This is a genomic window from Saccharothrix sp. AJ9571, assembly GCF_021725495.1.
Lineage (GTDB): Bacteria > Actinomycetota > Actinomycetes > Mycobacteriales > Pseudonocardiaceae > Amycolatopsis > Amycolatopsis magusensis.
The window spans coordinates 3,240,474-3,255,670 of sequence record NZ_CP091382.1 but is presented as its reverse complement, the minus strand read 5'-3'; the positions used below and the strand labels follow the sequence as shown (position 1 = coordinate 3,255,670).

Sequence of the window (15,197 nt, the reverse complement as noted above, 5' to 3'; positions counted from 1 at the left end):
TTTTCCTCCGTTGACCGGCTCAAAAGCGATCTCCTCGCCTCGCCGAAGGCGAGGCCAAAGATACCGCCGCCGCCGGGTCGTGCTCGGCGGTGACCGCCAGCATCGCGACGAGCTGGTCCACCAGCCAGGTGTCCAGCTCGTCGCGCGGCAGCACGCCTTCCTGCAGCCAGCTCAGCAGCGTGCCTTCGACCACCGCCGTCCAGCAGCGCAGGGTGACCAGCAGCATCGGTGACGGCTCGGCCACCCGTGCCTCGGTGAGGATGAGCTGGACCGCGCGATGGCGCACCTGGTCCACCAGCGCCTCGGTTTCCGAGGTGGCGATCACGGATCCGCTGCGCAGCAAGGCGATGTAGCCCGCGCGGTACTCGCCGGCCACCGTGATCAGCCCGCGCACCACCGCACGCAGCCGGTCCAGCGGCGGCCCTTCCGCGCTGACCGCGAGCCGGTCGACCAGCCCGTCGGTGACCGTGCGCAGCGCGGCCACCTGGAGTTCCCGGACGCTGGAGAAGTAGCGGTAGAACAGCGGCCGGGACACCTCCGCGCGCGCCGCGATGTCGTCCACCGAGACCTGCTCGGGTGGATTGGTGCTGAACAGGTCCAGCGCCGCGGCGATCAGGTCCTCGCGCCGGGCTTCGCGTGACATGCGCCGGGGTTTGCGGTTCACCTGGGCGTGAGGTCCAGTCTGGCGGCCGCCCGCAGCACACCCGGCGTCAGCCGGGACAGCACCAGCGCCGCCTTCGCCTCCGGTGTGGACGTTGCGACCGCCGTGTTCTTCTCCACGGCGCGCAGGATATCGCGCGCCACCTTCTCCGGGCCGAAGCTCCGCTTCGCGTACAGGCTGGTGCTCTTGCGACGGCGCCGCCGCTGTTCCACCTCGTCCACGCCGACGAAGCGGGTGCGGTCGGTGATGCCGGTGTGGATGATGCCGGGGCAGATCGCGGTCACCGCGATGTTCTCCGCCGCCAGTTCCGCGCGCAGGCATTCGCTGAGCATCAGCACCGCGGCCTTGGACGTCGCATACGCGGGCAGGATCTTGGACGGCGCGTAGGCCGCCATCGAAGCGAGGTTCACGATGTGCCCGCCTTCGCCGCGCTGTTTCATTTGCTCGGCGAACGCGCGGCAGCCGTGGATCACGCCCCACAGGTTCACGTCGAGCACGCGTTCCCAGTCGTCCACACCGGTGTCGAGGAACGGGCCGGACACGCCGATGCCCGCGTTGTTCACCACGACGTCCGGCACACCGTGTCCGGCGCGCACCGCCTTCGCGAAGGCGTGCACCGCTTCCCCGTCCGAAGAGTCCACTGTGTACTCATGCCCGCGCACCAGCCGCGCGGTCTCCGCGACGGCCTTGGCGTTGAGGTCGGTGACCACCACTTCGGCGCCTTCGCTCGCGAAAGCCTGCGCGGTGGCACGGCCGATCCCGTTGCCCGCACCGGTCACCACCACCAACTGGTGGGCGAACCGGCCGCGCGCCTTGGCGGTCACCCTCGCCCGCGCGAGCGCGCGGGGCTCGGGCGCGCCTTCGACGTGCTCGATCAGTTCGGTGGCGGCGCGGGCGATCAACCCCGGCTTCGACCGCACCACCCAGTGCGAGCCGGTGATCCGCCGGACGCGCAGATCCGGCACCCAGCGCTCGATCTCCGTCTGCATCGGGGTGCTGACGAACCCGTCGCCGGTCGGGGCGAGCACCTGGACCGGCATGCTCGCGGCGCGCGGGACCGGACGGCTGAGCCGGGACAGGATGTTCGCGCGGTACAGCTTGAGGCCGTGGATGCCGTCGGAGATCTCCGGCGCCTTTTCGGCGGGCTCCAGCAGGGCGATCAGCCGTCGCATCAGGCCGGTGCGCCAGAGCAGTTCCGGCACCAGCGGCACCTGGAAACCGGTGATGTACTGCGAGTGCAGGAACTGGTTGAGCGCGTTGCGCAGGCGCTTCGGCGTCGGCCGGGTCAGCTGGGCGCGGAACCAGGCGCCGGCGTGGTCCAGGCTCGGGCCGGAGATCGAGGTGAACGAGGCGACCCGGCCGGGTGCCCAGTCACCGGTCACCGCGTGCCAGGCCTGGATCGAGCCCCAGTCGTGGGCGAGCAGGTGCACCGGCGCGTCCGGGCTGACCGCGTCGGCGACCGCCGCGAGGTCGGCGGCTAGCTGGTCGAGCCGGTACGCCTGGCGGGCGCGCGGTTTGCCCGACTCACCGGCACCGCGCACGTCGTAGACCACCACGCGGTAGAGCGCCCGCAACTCGGCGGCGACCTCGTCCCACAGCGAGCCGTTGTCCGGGTACCCGTGCACCGCCAGCACCACCGGAGCGTCCGCGGGCCCGGCCTCCCGCACCGAAAGCCGCACGCCGTCGCTGGCCGTCACCCACTTGTGAGACATCTCGTCATGTTAGACAGATTGTCAGCAAATCAACCATCCCTCTTCCGGAGGAAGATCCAGCCGGTCCAGAGGGTGTCGACGACGAAGACCAGGCACCAGATCCGGCCCGCGTTGAGCAGCCAGTGGCCGCTGTCGTTGAGGATGAAGTCCGGATCGTCGCTGCCCAGCGCCGCCAGCGGCCAGCTGTACCCGGCGATCGCCAACGCGGCCTGCGCCACGACGAACACCGCCGCGTGGATGGCCCAGTTGCGCCAACCCGGCTTCTTCGACTCGGTTTCCGCCTCCGGCTCCGGCTCGGGTTCCGGCTCGGGCTTGGGCTCGGCGGGTGCCACCGGTTCGACCGCCACCGGCCGGTCCACCACGCCCACCCGCGCCACCGCCTTCGGCACCAGCACGGACGTGCTCAACAACAGCCCGGCGGCCCCCAGGCAGGCAACCCACCAGCCGTCACCCGCCGAGTACAGCAGGCCAGCGGTGAACGTGCCGATCGTGGCGCCCAGCAGCGTCGCGCCTTCGTAGATCCCCATACCGCGTCCCAGGCTCACGCCCGCCGCCTCCGCGACGATCGCCTGCTCGACCGGCACCGCGGCGGCGAACGCGACCGCGGACAACACCCACAACACCGCCAGCACCGGCGGGCTCGGCGCGAACGACAGCGCCGCCGCGAACACCGCGCTGCACACCATCGCCAGCGACAGCACCTTCCGCCGCCCGACTCGCCGCACCACGCGGTGCAGGTAGTCGGGCAGCACGCTGTAGACGATGAACCCTGGCAGGAACACGGCCGCGATTTCGCCGAGTTCGAGCTGGTGCCCGCGTTGCAGGTGCATGAGCAGCAGCAACGCGACCCCGGCTTCGGCGAGCGCGGTGACCACGACGAGCCCGAGCATCGGCCACATCCGCCCGCCCAGTTGCCGGAACTTCGGCGCGTCGTCCGGCATCGGCGTGGCCTTCGCGCCGGAGCGCACCAGCACCACCGCCGCGACCAGGCAGGCAGCCGCCCCGAGCACGAAGACACCGCGGTAGTCGATGCGCGCGACGAGCGACAGCGCCGCGATGAACGCGATCCAGGTGCCCGTACCCTCCGCGGCGAAGAGCTTGCTGAACGCGCCGTCGTCGTCACGCAGCCCTTCCCCGACCCGCGCCCGCAGCGCGACCCAGAAGAGCGCGCCACCCGCTCCACCGAGCACGGCCGCCCCATAGGCGCAGGCCATCGACGGCGTCACCGCGTACACCACAAAGGACAGTCCATAGAGGACGGCACCGAGGGCGGCCAGCCTGCCGCGGTCGAACCGGTCGGCGAGCGCGCCTGCCACCGGCCGCACGGCGAACGAGACCAGCGTCTCCAGCGCGGTCAGCGCACCGACCTCGGCCGCCGACGCGGCCAGGTGACTGCCCGCCCACAGCGGCAGGAAGAAGTCCAGCACCTCGGCCGGCCCCCTGGTCAGCCCGGCGGCCAGCCGGTCCCGTCCGGCGCGTTCCCCCACGGAAGTCATGCCCCGCCCCCTGTTTGAGAATACGATCGTATCTTAAACCCGGCGTCAAGGTACGGTGGCGAGGTGCCGAAGGTGGTCGACAGAGCCGAGCGCCAGCGTGAGATCGCCGGGGCGCTGCTCACCCTCGTCGCGCGCGAAGGAATCGAGGCGGTGAGCATCCGCGCGGTCGCCGCCGAGGCCGGGATCTCCGCAGGCGCGGTGCAGAAGTACTTCGCCAGCAAGGAAGACCTGCTGCGCGAGGCCTTCGACCTGACCGGCCTGATCCTGGTCGAGCGCTGGCGCGGGCTCGACACGACCGGCCCCCTGCTCGACGTGCTGCGGCGGCACATCCTCGCCGCGTTGCCGCTGGACGCGCAGACCCGGTCGGAGCTGCTGGTGGTGCTGGCGTTCACCGTGCAGGCCGCGACCCGGCCCGAATGGGCGGAAAAACTGCGCGAGGACTACGCCTGGACGCTGCAGGTGACCACCGAGTTCCTCCAGCACGGCCAGGACAACGGCGAATTCCGCACCGACCTCCCCGCCGCGGCGCTCGCCGAACTGGTGATCGCGCTGACCGAGGGCATGGCGAACCGCATGCTGCACACCACCCCCGGCGGCGAGGTCCACACCAGCCTCCTGCGGTCGCTGGACCTGGCCCTGCGCGAGCTGGTCACGCCTCGCTGAGCCCGGTGTCCACCGATCGGGGGACAACCGGGTTCCACCCGCTGGTCGTCCCGGGTGCGCGCGGCGTCGATCAGGCTGAGCGGCATGGAAGTTGCGGTGAAGGTGCGCGGGCTGCGCAAGGAGTACCCGGGCCACACGGCCGTCGGCGGCATCGATCTGGACATCCGGCAGGGCGAGGTCTTCGCGCTGCTCGGCCCGAACGGTGCGGGCAAGACGACCACGGTGGAGATCCTGGAAGGACACCGCCGCCGGACCGCGGGTGAGGCCAGCGTGCTCGGCGTCGACCCCGGTCGCGGTGACCGGACCTGGCGCGCGCGGCTCGGCATGGTGCTGCAGACCGCGACCGACGCGGCCGAGCTGACCGTCGCCGAGTCGGTGCGGCACTTCGCGCGCTACTACCCGCGCCCGCGTGATCCCGACGAAGTGATCAAGCAGGTCGGGCTCACCGAGAAGGCGAACGCCAGGGTCAAGGCGCTTTCCGGGGGGCAACGGCGGCGGCTCGACGTCGCGCTCGGCATCATCGGCCGTCCCGAACTGCTGTTCCTCGACGAGCCGACCACCGGGTTCGACCCGGAGGCACGCAGGCAGTTCTGGGAGCTGATCCGGCTGCTCGCGCTCGACGGCACGACGATCCTGCTCACCACCCACTACCTCGACGAAGCCGAGGCGCTGGCGAACCGCGTCGCGGTCATCGCGCGCGGCGAGATCGTCGCCGAGGGCACCCCGGCGACGCTCGGCGGCCGCGCCGGGGCCGAGGCGACGGTGCGCTGGGAGGACGCCGAGGGTCTGCAGGAACGCCGCACGGCGACGCCCACCGAACTGGTCCGCCAGCTCTCCGCTGGGGGTGGAGAGCTGGCCGGACTGACCGTCACGCGGCCGAGCCTGGAGGACACCTACCTCGAACTGATCGGACAGCAGTCATGAGCACCACCGCGGCACCGCCGGGCACCCTGCCGAGCACACTTTCGATGGGGCTCGCCAGGGGCGGGGCCGAACTGCGGCAGTTCTTCCGGCAGCGGGAATTCGTCATCTTCACCTTCTCGCTGCCGGCGTTCCTGCTGGTCCTGCTCGGCTCGATCTTCGGGGACACGCTGCCGGGTTCGTCGATCACCTCGAGCCAGGTGTTCGCGGCCAGCATGATCGGCGCGGGCATCATCTCCACCTCGTTCGTCACCATGGGCACCGGTGTCGCGCTCGACCGCGAGGACGGCACGCTGAAGCGCCTGCGCGGCACGCCGATGCCCGCGACCAGCTACTTCATCGGCAAGCTGATCCTGGTCGCGGTGGCGAGCGTGGCCGAGGTGCTGGTGATGCTGGTCGTCGGCATGGTGATGTTCGACGTCCGGCTGCCCTCCGACCCGCTGGACTGGTTCACCCTGCTGTGGGTGTTCGTACTCGGGGTGATCGGCTGCGGCATGCTCGGCATCGCGGTCAGCTCGGTGGCCAAGGGGGTGAACGGCGCTTCGGCGGCCAGCCAGATCGTCTTCCTCGGCCTGCAGTTCACCTCCGGGGTGTTCGTGATGATCTCCCAGCTGCCGCCCGCGATGACCGCGGTGTCCTCGTTGTTCCCGGTGAAGTGGATCTGCCAGGGCTTACGCTCGGTGTTCCTCCCGGACGAACTGGCGGCCTACGAATTGGCGGGGAAATGGGAACTGGGTCTGACCGCGGGCGTGCTGAGCGCCTGGTGCGTGGCGGGCCTGCTGCTGTGCCTGCTGACCTTCCGCTGGAGCAACCGGTCGAACTGAAGCTCCTGCGGTACTGGGAGCTGTTCTACCTCTTCGCGCTGGTGGCCACGCTGATCGCGCTGCAGTTGCAGGCGGAGGAACCGATGCCGGAGCGGACCGGCGGCTCGGCGCTGCTGGCCGCCGGTTTCGGCTGGTACTGGTGGTTCGGGCACCGGCCGCTGGTCCGGACGGCTGGCGAGGTCTCGACGCCGGTCGGCGTGCTCGCGGTGGCCGGGGTGCTCGTCTTCTTCTTCGGCGCGCTGCTGCTCACGCCGGGCGCCGCCTGGATCACGCCGTCGGTCATCTCGCAGGTGTTCTGGCTGCTGTCGCTGCGCACGTCCGTGGTGGCGGTGGTGCTGATCAGCTTCGTGCCGGGCATCATCTCGCTCAGCCGCGGCGGGAACATCGCCGAGCAGCTCGCCACCACGATCCCGGCGGGGGTGATCTTCTGCGCGCTGGCGCTGATGCTCGGGCTGTTCGTCCACCGGATCGCGCAGCAGAAGGAGGACCAGACCGTCCTGATCGAGCGGCTCGCGGCCAGCCGGTCGGAGGTCTCGCGGTTGTCGCACGAGGCGGGGACGGCGGCCGAACGCGAGCGGCTGGCCAGGGAGATCCACGACACGCTGGCACAGGGGTTCACCAGCATCGTGGCGCTGGTGCAGGCGATCGAGTCCGAACTGGACACCGACCCGGCGGCGGCGCGGCGACACCTGGAACTGACCGCGCGGACCGCCCGCGAGAACCTCGATGAGGCGCGCTCGATGGTGGCCGCGCTGACGCCGTCCGCGCTCACCTCGGGCACCTTGGCCGACGCGGTCCGGCGGCAGGCGGATCGGCTGGCCGCCGAAACCGCGCTCACGGTGACCTGCCGGATCGACGGTCCACTGCCGAAACTGGCCACCGCCGCGGAAGTGGTGCTGCTGCGGGCGACCCAGGAAGCGCTGCACAACACGCGACGGCACGCGCACGCCACCACGGTCTCGCTCGGGTTGTCTATTGTGGACGAGCGGGTCCGGTTGACCGTGCGGGACGACGGGGTCGGCTTCGACCCGGACGCACCCCGGTCCGGCTACGGCCTGGCCGGGATGGCCGCGCGGGCCCGGCAGGTGGGCGGCGAGCTGACCGTCCACAGTGGAACCCGTGGGGGGACCGAACTGGTGGTGGAGGTGCCTGCGTGATCCGGATCCTGCTGGTGGACGACCATCCCGTGGTACGGGAGGGGTTGCGCGGCATGCTCGACACCGAACCGGACCTGACGGTGATCGGGGAGGCGGGCTCCGGCGAGGAGGCGGTGGCGCTGAACCGCGTCAAGCAGCCGGACGTGATCCTGATGGACCTGCGCATGCCGGGCCTGGACGGTGTCGGCGCGACGCGGCAGATCCTGCGCTCCGACCCCGCGCGGCGGGTGGTCGTGCTGACCACCTACGAAACCGATGCCGACATCCTGCGTGCCGTGGAAGCGGGTGCCGCCGGTTACCTGCTGAAGGACGCCTCCCGAGCCGAACTCGCCGGGGCGATCCGTGCCGCCGCACGAGGTGAGACCGTCCTGGCACCTTCGGTCGCCGGACGCCTGGTGAAGCAGGTGCGCACGCCCTCCGGACCCACGCTCTCACCGCGGGAGGTCGAAGTCCTGCGCCTGGTGGCGCGGGGCCACACGAACTCCGAGATCGGCCGGGACCTGCACATCAGCGAAGCGACGGTGAAAACGCACCTGCTGCGGGTGTTCGGCAAACTCGACGTCTCCGACCGCACCGCCGCCGTCACCACCGCCATGTCACTGGGCCTACTACCCCCCTGACCACCACACTCAGGCACCCGAACCCCACGTTCGTGCACCCGAGTTCCACACTCGCGAGCCCGAACCCCACATTCGGGCCCGCCCGAGTGCGGGACTCAGGTGCGCGAGTGTGGAGTTCAGGTGCGTGAGTGTGGAACTCGGGTGCCTGAGTGTGGAACTCGGGTGTCTGAGTGTGGGGGTCGGGCCTCAGGAGAGGTGGTCGACGGTCCATTCGATGGACTGGGTGAGCTTGGTGATGTCGTCCGGGTCGATGGCCGGGAACATGCCGACGCGCAGCTGGTTGCGGCCCAGTTTCCGGTACGGCTCCACGTCCACGATGCCGTTGGCCCGCAGGACCTTCGCGACGGCGGAGGCGTCCACCTCGTCGTTGAAGTCCACCGTGCCGACCACCTGCGAACGCAGCGCGGGGTCGGACACGAACGGCGTGGTGTACGAGGTCTTCTCCGCCCACTGGTACAGCCGGGTCGACGACTCGGCCGTGCGCGAGGTGGTCCATTCCAGACCGCCGTTGCCCAGCATCCACTCGATCTGGTCGGCCAGCAGGAACAGCGTGGCCACCGCGGGGGTGTTGTACGTCTGGTCCTTGCGCGAGTTGTCCAGCGCCGTGGTCAGCGACAGGAACTCCGGCACCCACCGGTCCGAGCCGCCGATCTCGCCGACCCGCTCGACCGCGGCGGGCGACATCAGGGCCAGCCACAGGCCACCGTCGGAGGCGAAGGACTTCTGCGGCGCGAAGTAGTAGACGTCGAAGTCCTCGGCCTTGACCGGCAGGCCGCCCGCGCCCGAGGTGGCGTCGATCGCGACCAGCGCGCCCTCGCTGCCTTCCGGACGGCGCACCGGCACCGCGACGCCGGTCGAGGTCTCGTTGTGCGCCCAGCCGACCAGGTCCGCCCCGGCCTGGTAGGCGATCTCCGGCGCGGTGCCCGGGTCGGACTTGACCACGATCGGGTCGGCCAGGAACGGCGCGCCCTTGGTCACCGTGGCGAACTTCGAGGAGAACTCGCCGTAGGTGAAGTGCTGCGCCCGCTCACGGACCAGGCCGAACGCGGCCGCGTCCCAGAACGCCGTGGTGCCGCCGTTGCCCAGCACCACCTCGTAGCCCTCGGGCAGCGAGAACAGCTCGCTCAACCCCGCGCGCACCCGGCCGACCAGTGACTTCACCGGCTTCTGGCGGTGGGAGGTGCCCAGCAGGGCCGCCCCGTCGGCGGCCAGGTGGGCGAGCTGCTCCGCGCGCACCTTGGACGGCCCGCAGCCGAAGCGGCCGTCAGCGGGCTTGAGGTCTTCCGGAATGGTCAACGCTGCGACGTCGGTCATGTGCGCAGTCTCTCACCCGATCCGCCAACCCTTCGGGTCCACCCCGCCGGGCACCGGGGCCGCCGGGTCGTACGGGGTGCGGGTGAACACGAACGTGGCGAGGTCGAGGTGCGTGACCGTGCCGTCCGGCCCCTTTTCCGCCCGCAGCGTCTCGCCGGTGTAGTACCCGTCGAGCCCGACCCAGGTGCCGTCCGGCTGCGGGCGGAACCGCGACGCGCGGCCCGCACCGTTCGCCGGGCTCAGGTCCAGCCAGCCACCGGGCAGGACACGCAGGTGGTACGGGCTCGGGCCCCAGTGCCAGAGCCCGGTCATCGCGAGCAGCTCCGGCGAGACCTCGGACGGCCGCCACTCGGCGGGCAGCCGGGGCTCGTACTCGTCGGCGATGGTCAGCAGGTCCAGCGCCAGCGACATGATCGCCACGCCGGCCGTCGAGTTGGCCATCGCCAGCACGCCGGTCTGGGTGGCCGGGTCGATCAGCGTGACGGCCAGGAAGCCGGGCATCGACCCGGTGTGCCCGGCGAGCCGCCGCCCGTTGTGCCGGAGCACCTGGAGGCCGAGGCCGTACCCGGAGCTCCAGGCGTCACCGTCGTCGACGGCGGCCATCTCGCGCATCTCGGCGACGGTCTCCGGGCGCAGCACCTCGCCGGTGCGGCCGCCGACGAAGGCGGTCCACGTCGCCAGGTCGCGGACGGTGGACCAGAGCTGCCCGGCGGGCGCCATCGCGCCGGCGTCCGGCGACGGCTCGGGCAGCAGCACGTCGGCGAACGGGTGCACCGCCCAGCCCCGCGCGTGCTTGCCCTCGGGGTGGGGGGTGGTCCTGGTCATGCCGAGCGGGGTGAGGATCCCGGTGTTCAGCGCGTCCAGCCAGCTGGTGCCGCGCAGGCGCGAGACCAGCTCGCCGAGCAGGCCGTAGCCGACGTTGGAGTAGTGGAACCGGGCGCCGGGACGCAGCTTGATCTCGTCGGCGCCGAGGCTCGCGTCGAGCGCGGCGAAGTCGGCCCCCGGGCTGCGTTCCCACCACGAACCGGGCGACTCGGCGGTGACGCCGCCGGTGTGCGACAGCAGCTGCGCGACGGTCTGCCCGCCGAGCGCGGTGCCGGGGACGTGCTTGTCCAGCGCGTCGGTCAGGTCGAGCTTGCCCTCGTCACGCAGGCGCAGCACCTCGGCGGCCACGATCGACTTGGTGATCGAGCCGAGGCGGTACTGGGTGTCCTCGTCCGGTGCTTCGTCGCCGACCGTGCCGCGGGCGCCCGACCAGGCGATCTCCCCGTCGCGGACGATGGCCGCGACCAGTGAGGGCGCGCGGTTGGCGGACTGCTCCGTGGCGAGGCGGCGGAGCAGGGCGAACTCGGTCGTTGGCAACATGTCCGTCATTCTGCCCGCGGGGTCCGACAAGTTCGAGCGACCCACGCGATCGCGGCGAGCAGCAGCGCCCCGAGCAGCACGTAGCTCTCGCGCAGCGGCCACACGTCCCGGTTGTTCCACAGTGGACTGTCCAGGAAGACGTACACCGACAACGCCGCGAGCACCAGCAGCACCACCTGCCGCACCCGGTCGCGGTCCCGCACGGCCAGCAGCACCAGCAGTCCGACGATCGGGCCGCTCCACACCCAGTGGTGCGTCCAGGACACCGGCGACATCAGCAGCGCCCCGAGCGCACAGGCGAACATCGCCAGCACGGGGTTCCCAGCCGCCAGCGCGCGTCGCATGACCAGCGCGGTCACGGCCAGCGTGACCAGCACAGCGCCCGCCCAGAGGACCGTCTGCGTCCCGGTCGCGAAGCCGAAGCGCGCGATCATGCCGCGCAACGACTGGTTCCCGATGTACCCCGGGTCGCCGATCCGCTCACCGGCGAAGACCAGCTCGGTCCAGTAGTGCACCGAGGCCGACGGCGCCACCAGCCAAGCGGCCAGCGCACACCCCGCGAACGCCACCACGGCGCGCGCGGCCGCCTTGAAGTCCTTCTGCAGCAGGAAGAACAGCACGAAAGCGGCCGGGGTGAGCTTGACCGCGGCCGCCACGCCGAGCAGCAGCCCGCGCGAGCGGCGGGTGGCCAGCAGGTCGACCGCGACCACCACCATCAGCAGCAGGTTGATCTGGCCGAAGCCGAGCGTGGCGCGCACCGGCTCGCTGATCAGCGCGACCGCCTGCACGCCCAGCACCGCGGCGCCGGCGGCGAGCAGTTTCGGCTGGTAGCCGGCCAGGCTCAGGGCGATCACCACGCCGAGCGCGAGCACGCCGACCACGGTGATCGCCACCAGCGCCACGTCCAGCGGGATCACCAGCAACGGCGCGAAGGCGATCGCGGCGAACGGCGGGTAGGTGAACGGCAGCCAGGTCCCGTTGCGGGTGGGCGGCAGCGGGCCGTACGGATCGCCGCTGGTGAAGAAGGCCTCGGCACCGATCCGGTAGACGTCCAGATCGAGCCCGTCGAGCCGCTTCCACACCAGCACCACGGCCAGCAGCACCAGCTCGACGGCCACCAGCCCGACCAGCGTACGGCGGCCCGTGCTGCCGGATTCCAACCTGCGCGTCACCCGGACATCCAACACGAGCCCGCCCAACCCGCCGCCATCCCTCCGTCCCAATGCTATGAGTGGGGCATTACTCGCATCCAACGCAAGTAATGCCCCACTCATAGCACTCGCCAGCCGCCAGGCCCCCACCATCACAACTCGCGCCCGGGTACCCAGCAGGAGCACCCCGCCCAGACCCCCCACCCCACCCCGGTCCACAGCCAAAAACACGGCGAAGACCTCGATGTCAAGGCATCCCTCCCGCCTTGACATCGAGGTCTTCGCCGTAGTCACAATCAAAAACCGGGGCGGATCCCCACCTCAAACAAGCTCAAGCCAGCGCGACCGTCGGCGGCAACCGGGCCGCTCTCATCGCCGGGTACGCCCCAGCCACCGCCCCGACGACAGCCGCCACCCCGACCCCGCCGACCAGCGCGGGTACCGGAAGTACCGCAGGCCAGTCCTGGCTCAGCGCGTACCCCGCGGTCGCCAGTACCCCGAGCAGCACCCCGCACGCGCCACCGAGCGCGGACAACAGCATCGATTCGGTGAGGAACTGCCCGCGCACCTGTCTCCGGGTGGCGCCGAGCGCCCGGCGCAGGCCGATCTCCCGGCGGCGTTCGAGCACCGAGATCACCATGGTGTTGGCCACCCCGACCCCGCCGACCAGCAACGCGACCCCGCCGAGGCCGAGGAACAACGCGCTGTAGGTGTTCTCGGTCAGCCGTTGCGCCTCGATCGCGTCGGACGGCCTGCTCACCTTGACCTCGTCCGGGTGCGCCGGGTTCAGCGTGGCCGCCAGCACCTGGCGGACACTGTCCAAACGCGACTCTTCGGCCCTGGCGTAGACCGTGCTGGGGTGCCCGTCGAAGTTCAGGTGGCGCTGGGCGGCGGTCCAGCCGACCAGCACCGCGCGCTCGATCTCGGCGGCCAGCGGCATCGGGTCGAGGATGCCGATCACGGTGAACCAGCGGTCGCCGATCCAGACCTGTGGCCGCTGCTGGGCGTCGATCCGGTCGATCCCGAGCCGGGTCGCCGCGACCGAGCCGAGCACCACCACCGGGTAGTCGGCGTTGGCCGCGCCGAGGAACTCACCGGCCTTCAGCGTGCCCCCGAGCAGGCCGAGCAGGTCCGGGTTCGCGGCCTGAACGGACAGTCCCGAGGTTTCCGATTCGGCGACCTTGTCCGTGCGGCGCACCGTTTTCCCGGTGTTGCCGGTCGCGGCCGCGCCGAGCACCGGCCCGATCCGCTCGGCCATCGGCACGGCCGTGTCCGGCAGCACGGCGTCCTCGCCGAAGAACGTCTGCCCCGGTTCGGCGCGCAGCAGGTTGGTGCCCAGCGCGGCCAGTTGCTCCCGCAGCGCCTTCGCACTGGACTCCGGGATCGCCAGCACCGAGACCATCGCCGCGATGCCGATCGCGATGCCCAGTGCGGAGAGCACCGCGCGCAACGGCCGGGTGCGCATGCCGTGGGAACCCAGCGAGAGCAGGTCGACCGGGCCGAGCCGGGAGGGCGTCGGCGGCTTCACCGCAGCGCTCCGGCCGGGGTGCCGGTGTCGAGCCGGATCGTGCCGTCGAGCACCTCGATCCGCCGGGGTACCCCGGCCGCGATGTCGCGGTCGTGGGTGATCAGCACGACCGTGGTGCCGTCGTCGCTCAGTTCGGCGAGCAACCGCAGCACCGACGCGCCGTTGCCGGTGTCGAGGTTCCCGGTGGGTTCGTCGGCGAGCAGGATCAGCGGGCGGTTGACCACGGCCCTGGCGATCGCCACGCGCTGCCGTTCCCCGCCGGACAGTTCGCTCGGCAGGTGCCCGGCCCGGTGGGCCAGGTGCACGCGGTCGAGCGCGGCCAGCGCCATCTCCTTGCGACGCCGCCGAGGCACCCCCGCGTACAGCAGCCCGGTGGCCACGTTGTCCACGGCGGACACCCCGTCGTTGAGGAAGAACTGCTGGAACACGAACCCGATCCAGCGCGAGCGCAAGGCCGACAGCTGCCGGTCGGACAGGTCGGCCACGTCCAGCCCGCCCACCTCGATCCGGCCGGTGCTCGGCCGGTCGAGCGTGCCCATCAACTGCAGCAGGGTGGACTTGCCGGACCCGGACGGCCCGGCGATGGCGACCATCTCACCGTCCTCAATGGACAGCGAAACTTCGCGGAGCGCGTGTACCCCGCCGGGATACGTGCGCCCGGCGGCGTGCACGGCGAGCACCGGCGTCATGAGGTGGTCACCACCTTGGTGCCCTCGGCCAGCCCGTCCCCGCTGACCTCCACCTTGCCCCCGGCGAACAACCCGGGATCGACCGCCACCAGCCGCCGTTGCGCGCCTTCGACGACCTCGACGGCGTACCCGCCCTCGGCGAGCGCGAGCAGCGCCCCGACCGGCACCACCAGCACGCCTTCGCGCTGCCCGGTGGTGACGACCACCTCGACCGGCGCGGCGTCGAAGCCCGCGGTGGCCGGGTCGTCCAGCGTGACCGTCACGGCGACCTTCGGCTTCTCCTCGGCACCCGGCGCGTTCTCGTCCCCGGAGTCCGCCTCCACCTCGGTGCCGATGGCCGAGACCGTGCCCTTGACCTGCTTGCCCCCGGCGATCGACAGGTCCACCTTGTCCCCGGTCTTGAACATGCCCTGCTTGGCCACCTCGACCTCCATGGTGACCACGCGCTCGGTGCCGGTCGCCTTGAGCAGCGGCCCGGTGCCTTCGCCGCCGAGCTTCGCGCTCACCGAGGACACCCGCAGCGCGCCGCTGTCCACCACCACGTCGGCGGGCGCGACCTTGCCGGTCTGCTCCTGCTCCAGCGACTTCTGCCACTTGCGGACCGCGGTCGCGGTGGCCGCGGTGAACTTCTCGTCCGGCTTGCCGAAACCGCCGAACCCGAGGTCGCGCAGGTTCTCTTCGAGCACCTTCACGTCCGGGCCGGTGCCCGCGCCCTCGCCGAGTTCGCGGTAGAACGGCACCACGCCGTAGAACAGCGGCACCGGCTTGTCGTCCACCTTGTACACCGGCTCCCCGCGGTCGACGACCTCACCGGCACCGGGCAGCCAGGTGATCGTGCCCGGCTTGCGCCCGGCCACCTCGCGTTCGGCGCCGTAGCCGAGCGTGCCGTCCACCTTCGCCTGCTCGGCGAGGTCACCCCTGGTGATCTCCGCCGTTTCCACCGGTGCCGCGGGCGGTGGCCCCTCGTCGGCCGAGCCCGCCGCCACCCGCGCCACCACCACGACCGCGCCGGTGCCGAGCACCGCGACCCCGGCCAGCGCCGCCAGCAGCCACCGCGTGCGCCGGCTGCGGCGCACCTGTTCGATCTCCGTCACAG

14 protein-coding genes are annotated in these 15,197 nt (G+C 71.5%); 5 read left to right on the top strand and 9 right to left on the bottom strand.

All coding sequences use genetic code 11. The features are described from left to right. Positions 1-19: 19 nt before the first annotated feature. From L3Q67_RS14670 to L3Q67_RS14660, 3 genes are read right to left on the bottom strand one after another with little or no spacing between them, the layout of a single operon-like run. The gene (locus L3Q67_RS14670) at positions 20-643 is read right to left on the bottom strand and encodes a TetR/AcrR family transcriptional regulator (RefSeq protein WP_499190020.1); all 624 of its coding nucleotides are present in this window, start codon (positions 641-643) and stop codon (positions 20-22) included. Positions 644-660: 17 nt separating this feature from the next. After that, positions 661-2,373: an SDR family oxidoreductase gene (locus L3Q67_RS14665; RefSeq protein ID WP_499190019.1), complete on the bottom strand. Its 1,713-nt coding sequence runs from the start codon at positions 2,371-2,373 to the stop codon at positions 661-663. A 29-nt stretch (positions 2,374-2,402) separates the two neighbouring features. Beyond that, a complete protein-coding gene (locus tag L3Q67_RS14660) occupies positions 2,403-3,869 on the bottom strand; it encodes an MFS transporter (RefSeq protein WP_499190018.1) in 1,467 nt (488 codons plus the stop codon). A 63-nt stretch (positions 3,870-3,932) separates the two neighbouring features. Here L3Q67_RS14660 and L3Q67_RS14655 point away from each other — a divergent pair, with 63 nt between their 5' ends. The 5 genes from L3Q67_RS14655 (at position 3,933) to L3Q67_RS14635 (ending at position 8,054) form a co-directional block, all read left to right on the top strand. Next, entirely contained in the window at positions 3,933-4,532 is a 600-nt protein-coding gene (locus tag L3Q67_RS14655; RefSeq protein ID WP_499190017.1) for a TetR/AcrR family transcriptional regulator, read from the top strand. Positions 4,533-4,616: 84 nt separating this feature from the next. Next, complete coding sequence (locus tag L3Q67_RS14650; protein WP_499190016.1) at positions 4,617-5,456, top strand: ABC transporter ATP-binding protein; 840 nt, start codon at positions 4,617-4,619, stop codon at positions 5,454-5,456. Then, positions 5,453-6,277: an ABC transporter permease gene (locus L3Q67_RS14645; RefSeq protein WP_499190015.1), complete on the top strand. Its 825-nt coding sequence runs from the start codon at positions 5,453-5,455 to the stop codon at positions 6,275-6,277. Before L3Q67_RS14650 ends, L3Q67_RS14645 begins: the two co-directional genes overlap by 4 nt. Beyond that, a complete protein-coding gene (locus L3Q67_RS14640; RefSeq protein WP_499190014.1) occupies positions 6,238-7,434 on the top strand; it encodes a sensor histidine kinase in 1,197 nt (398 codons plus the stop codon). Before L3Q67_RS14645 ends, L3Q67_RS14640 begins: the two co-directional genes overlap by 40 nt. Beyond that, a complete protein-coding gene (locus L3Q67_RS14635; protein ID WP_395903724.1) occupies positions 7,431-8,054 on the top strand; it encodes a response regulator in 624 nt (207 codons plus the stop codon). The genes L3Q67_RS14640 and L3Q67_RS14635 overlap by 4 nt, the downstream gene beginning before the upstream one ends. Positions 8,055-8,240: 186 nt before the next feature. Here the strand turns inward: L3Q67_RS14635 and serC are convergent, their stop codons facing one another. From serC to L3Q67_RS14605, 6 genes are all read right to left on the bottom strand, one after another. After that, entirely contained in the window at positions 8,241-9,368 is a 1,128-nt protein-coding gene (gene serC / locus L3Q67_RS14630) for a PLP-dependent aminotransferase family protein (RefSeq protein WP_499190013.1), read from the bottom strand. 12 nt (positions 9,369-9,380) lie between these two features. Further along, on the bottom strand, positions 9,381-10,733 hold the full coding sequence (locus tag L3Q67_RS14625) for a serine hydrolase domain-containing protein (RefSeq protein WP_499190012.1): 1,353 nt from the start codon (positions 10,731-10,733) through the stop codon (positions 9,381-9,383). A gap of 5 nt (positions 10,734-10,738) precedes the next feature. Then, positions 10,739-11,905 (bottom strand): glycosyltransferase family protein, encoded by a 1,167-nt coding sequence (locus L3Q67_RS14620; protein WP_499190011.1) that lies wholly within the window; start codon positions 11,903-11,905, stop codon positions 10,739-10,741. Positions 11,906-12,215: 310 nt separating this feature from the next. Beyond that, positions 12,216-13,349, bottom strand: a complete 1,134-nt coding sequence (locus tag L3Q67_RS14615) for an ABC transporter permease (RefSeq protein ID WP_499191537.1) — start codon at positions 13,347-13,349, stop codon at positions 12,216-12,218. A gap of 59 nt (positions 13,350-13,408) precedes the next feature. Beyond that, a complete protein-coding gene (locus L3Q67_RS14610) occupies positions 13,409-14,101 on the bottom strand; it encodes an ABC transporter ATP-binding protein (RefSeq protein ID WP_499190010.1) in 693 nt (230 codons plus the stop codon). After that, on the bottom strand, positions 14,098-15,195 hold the full coding sequence (locus tag L3Q67_RS14605; RefSeq protein WP_499190009.1) for an efflux RND transporter periplasmic adaptor subunit: 1,098 nt from the start codon (positions 15,193-15,195) through the stop codon (positions 14,098-14,100). Before L3Q67_RS14605 ends, L3Q67_RS14610 begins: the two co-directional genes overlap by 4 nt. Positions 15,196-15,197: the final 2 nt, after the last annotated feature.

Excerpts from the sequence above, each read along its gene's own strand:
- serC (WP_499190013.1), bottom strand. The coding sequence starts at position 9,368 with ATGACCGACGTCGCAGCGTTGACCATTCCGGAAGACCTCAAGCCCGCT.
- L3Q67_RS14670 (WP_499190020.1), bottom strand. The coding sequence starts at position 643 with ATGTCACGCGAAGCCCGGCGCGAGGACCTGATCGCCGCGGCGCTGGAC.
- L3Q67_RS14660 (WP_499190018.1), bottom strand. The coding sequence starts at position 3,869 with ATGACTTCCGTGGGGGAACGCGCCGGACGGGACCGGCTGGCCGCCGGG.
- L3Q67_RS14610 (WP_499190010.1), bottom strand. The coding sequence starts at position 14,101 with ATGACGCCGGTGCTCGCCGTGCACGCCGCCGGGCGCACGTATCCCGGC.
- L3Q67_RS14625 (WP_499190012.1), bottom strand. The coding sequence starts at position 10,733 with ATGTTGCCAACGACCGAGTTCGCCCTGCTCCGCCGCCTCGCCACGGAG.
- L3Q67_RS14665 (WP_499190019.1), bottom strand. The coding sequence starts at position 2,373 with ATGTCTCACAAGTGGGTGACGGCCAGCGACGGCGTGCGGCTTTCGGTG.
- L3Q67_RS14615 (WP_499191537.1), bottom strand. The coding sequence starts at position 13,349 with ATGCGCACCCGGCCGTTGCGCGCGGTGCTCTCCGCACTGGGCATCGCG.
- L3Q67_RS14650 (WP_499190016.1), top strand. The coding sequence starts at position 4,617 with ATGGAAGTTGCGGTGAAGGTGCGCGGGCTGCGCAAGGAGTACCCGGGC.
- L3Q67_RS14645 (WP_499190015.1), top strand. The coding sequence starts at position 5,453 with ATGAGCACCACCGCGGCACCGCCGGGCACCCTGCCGAGCACACTTTCG.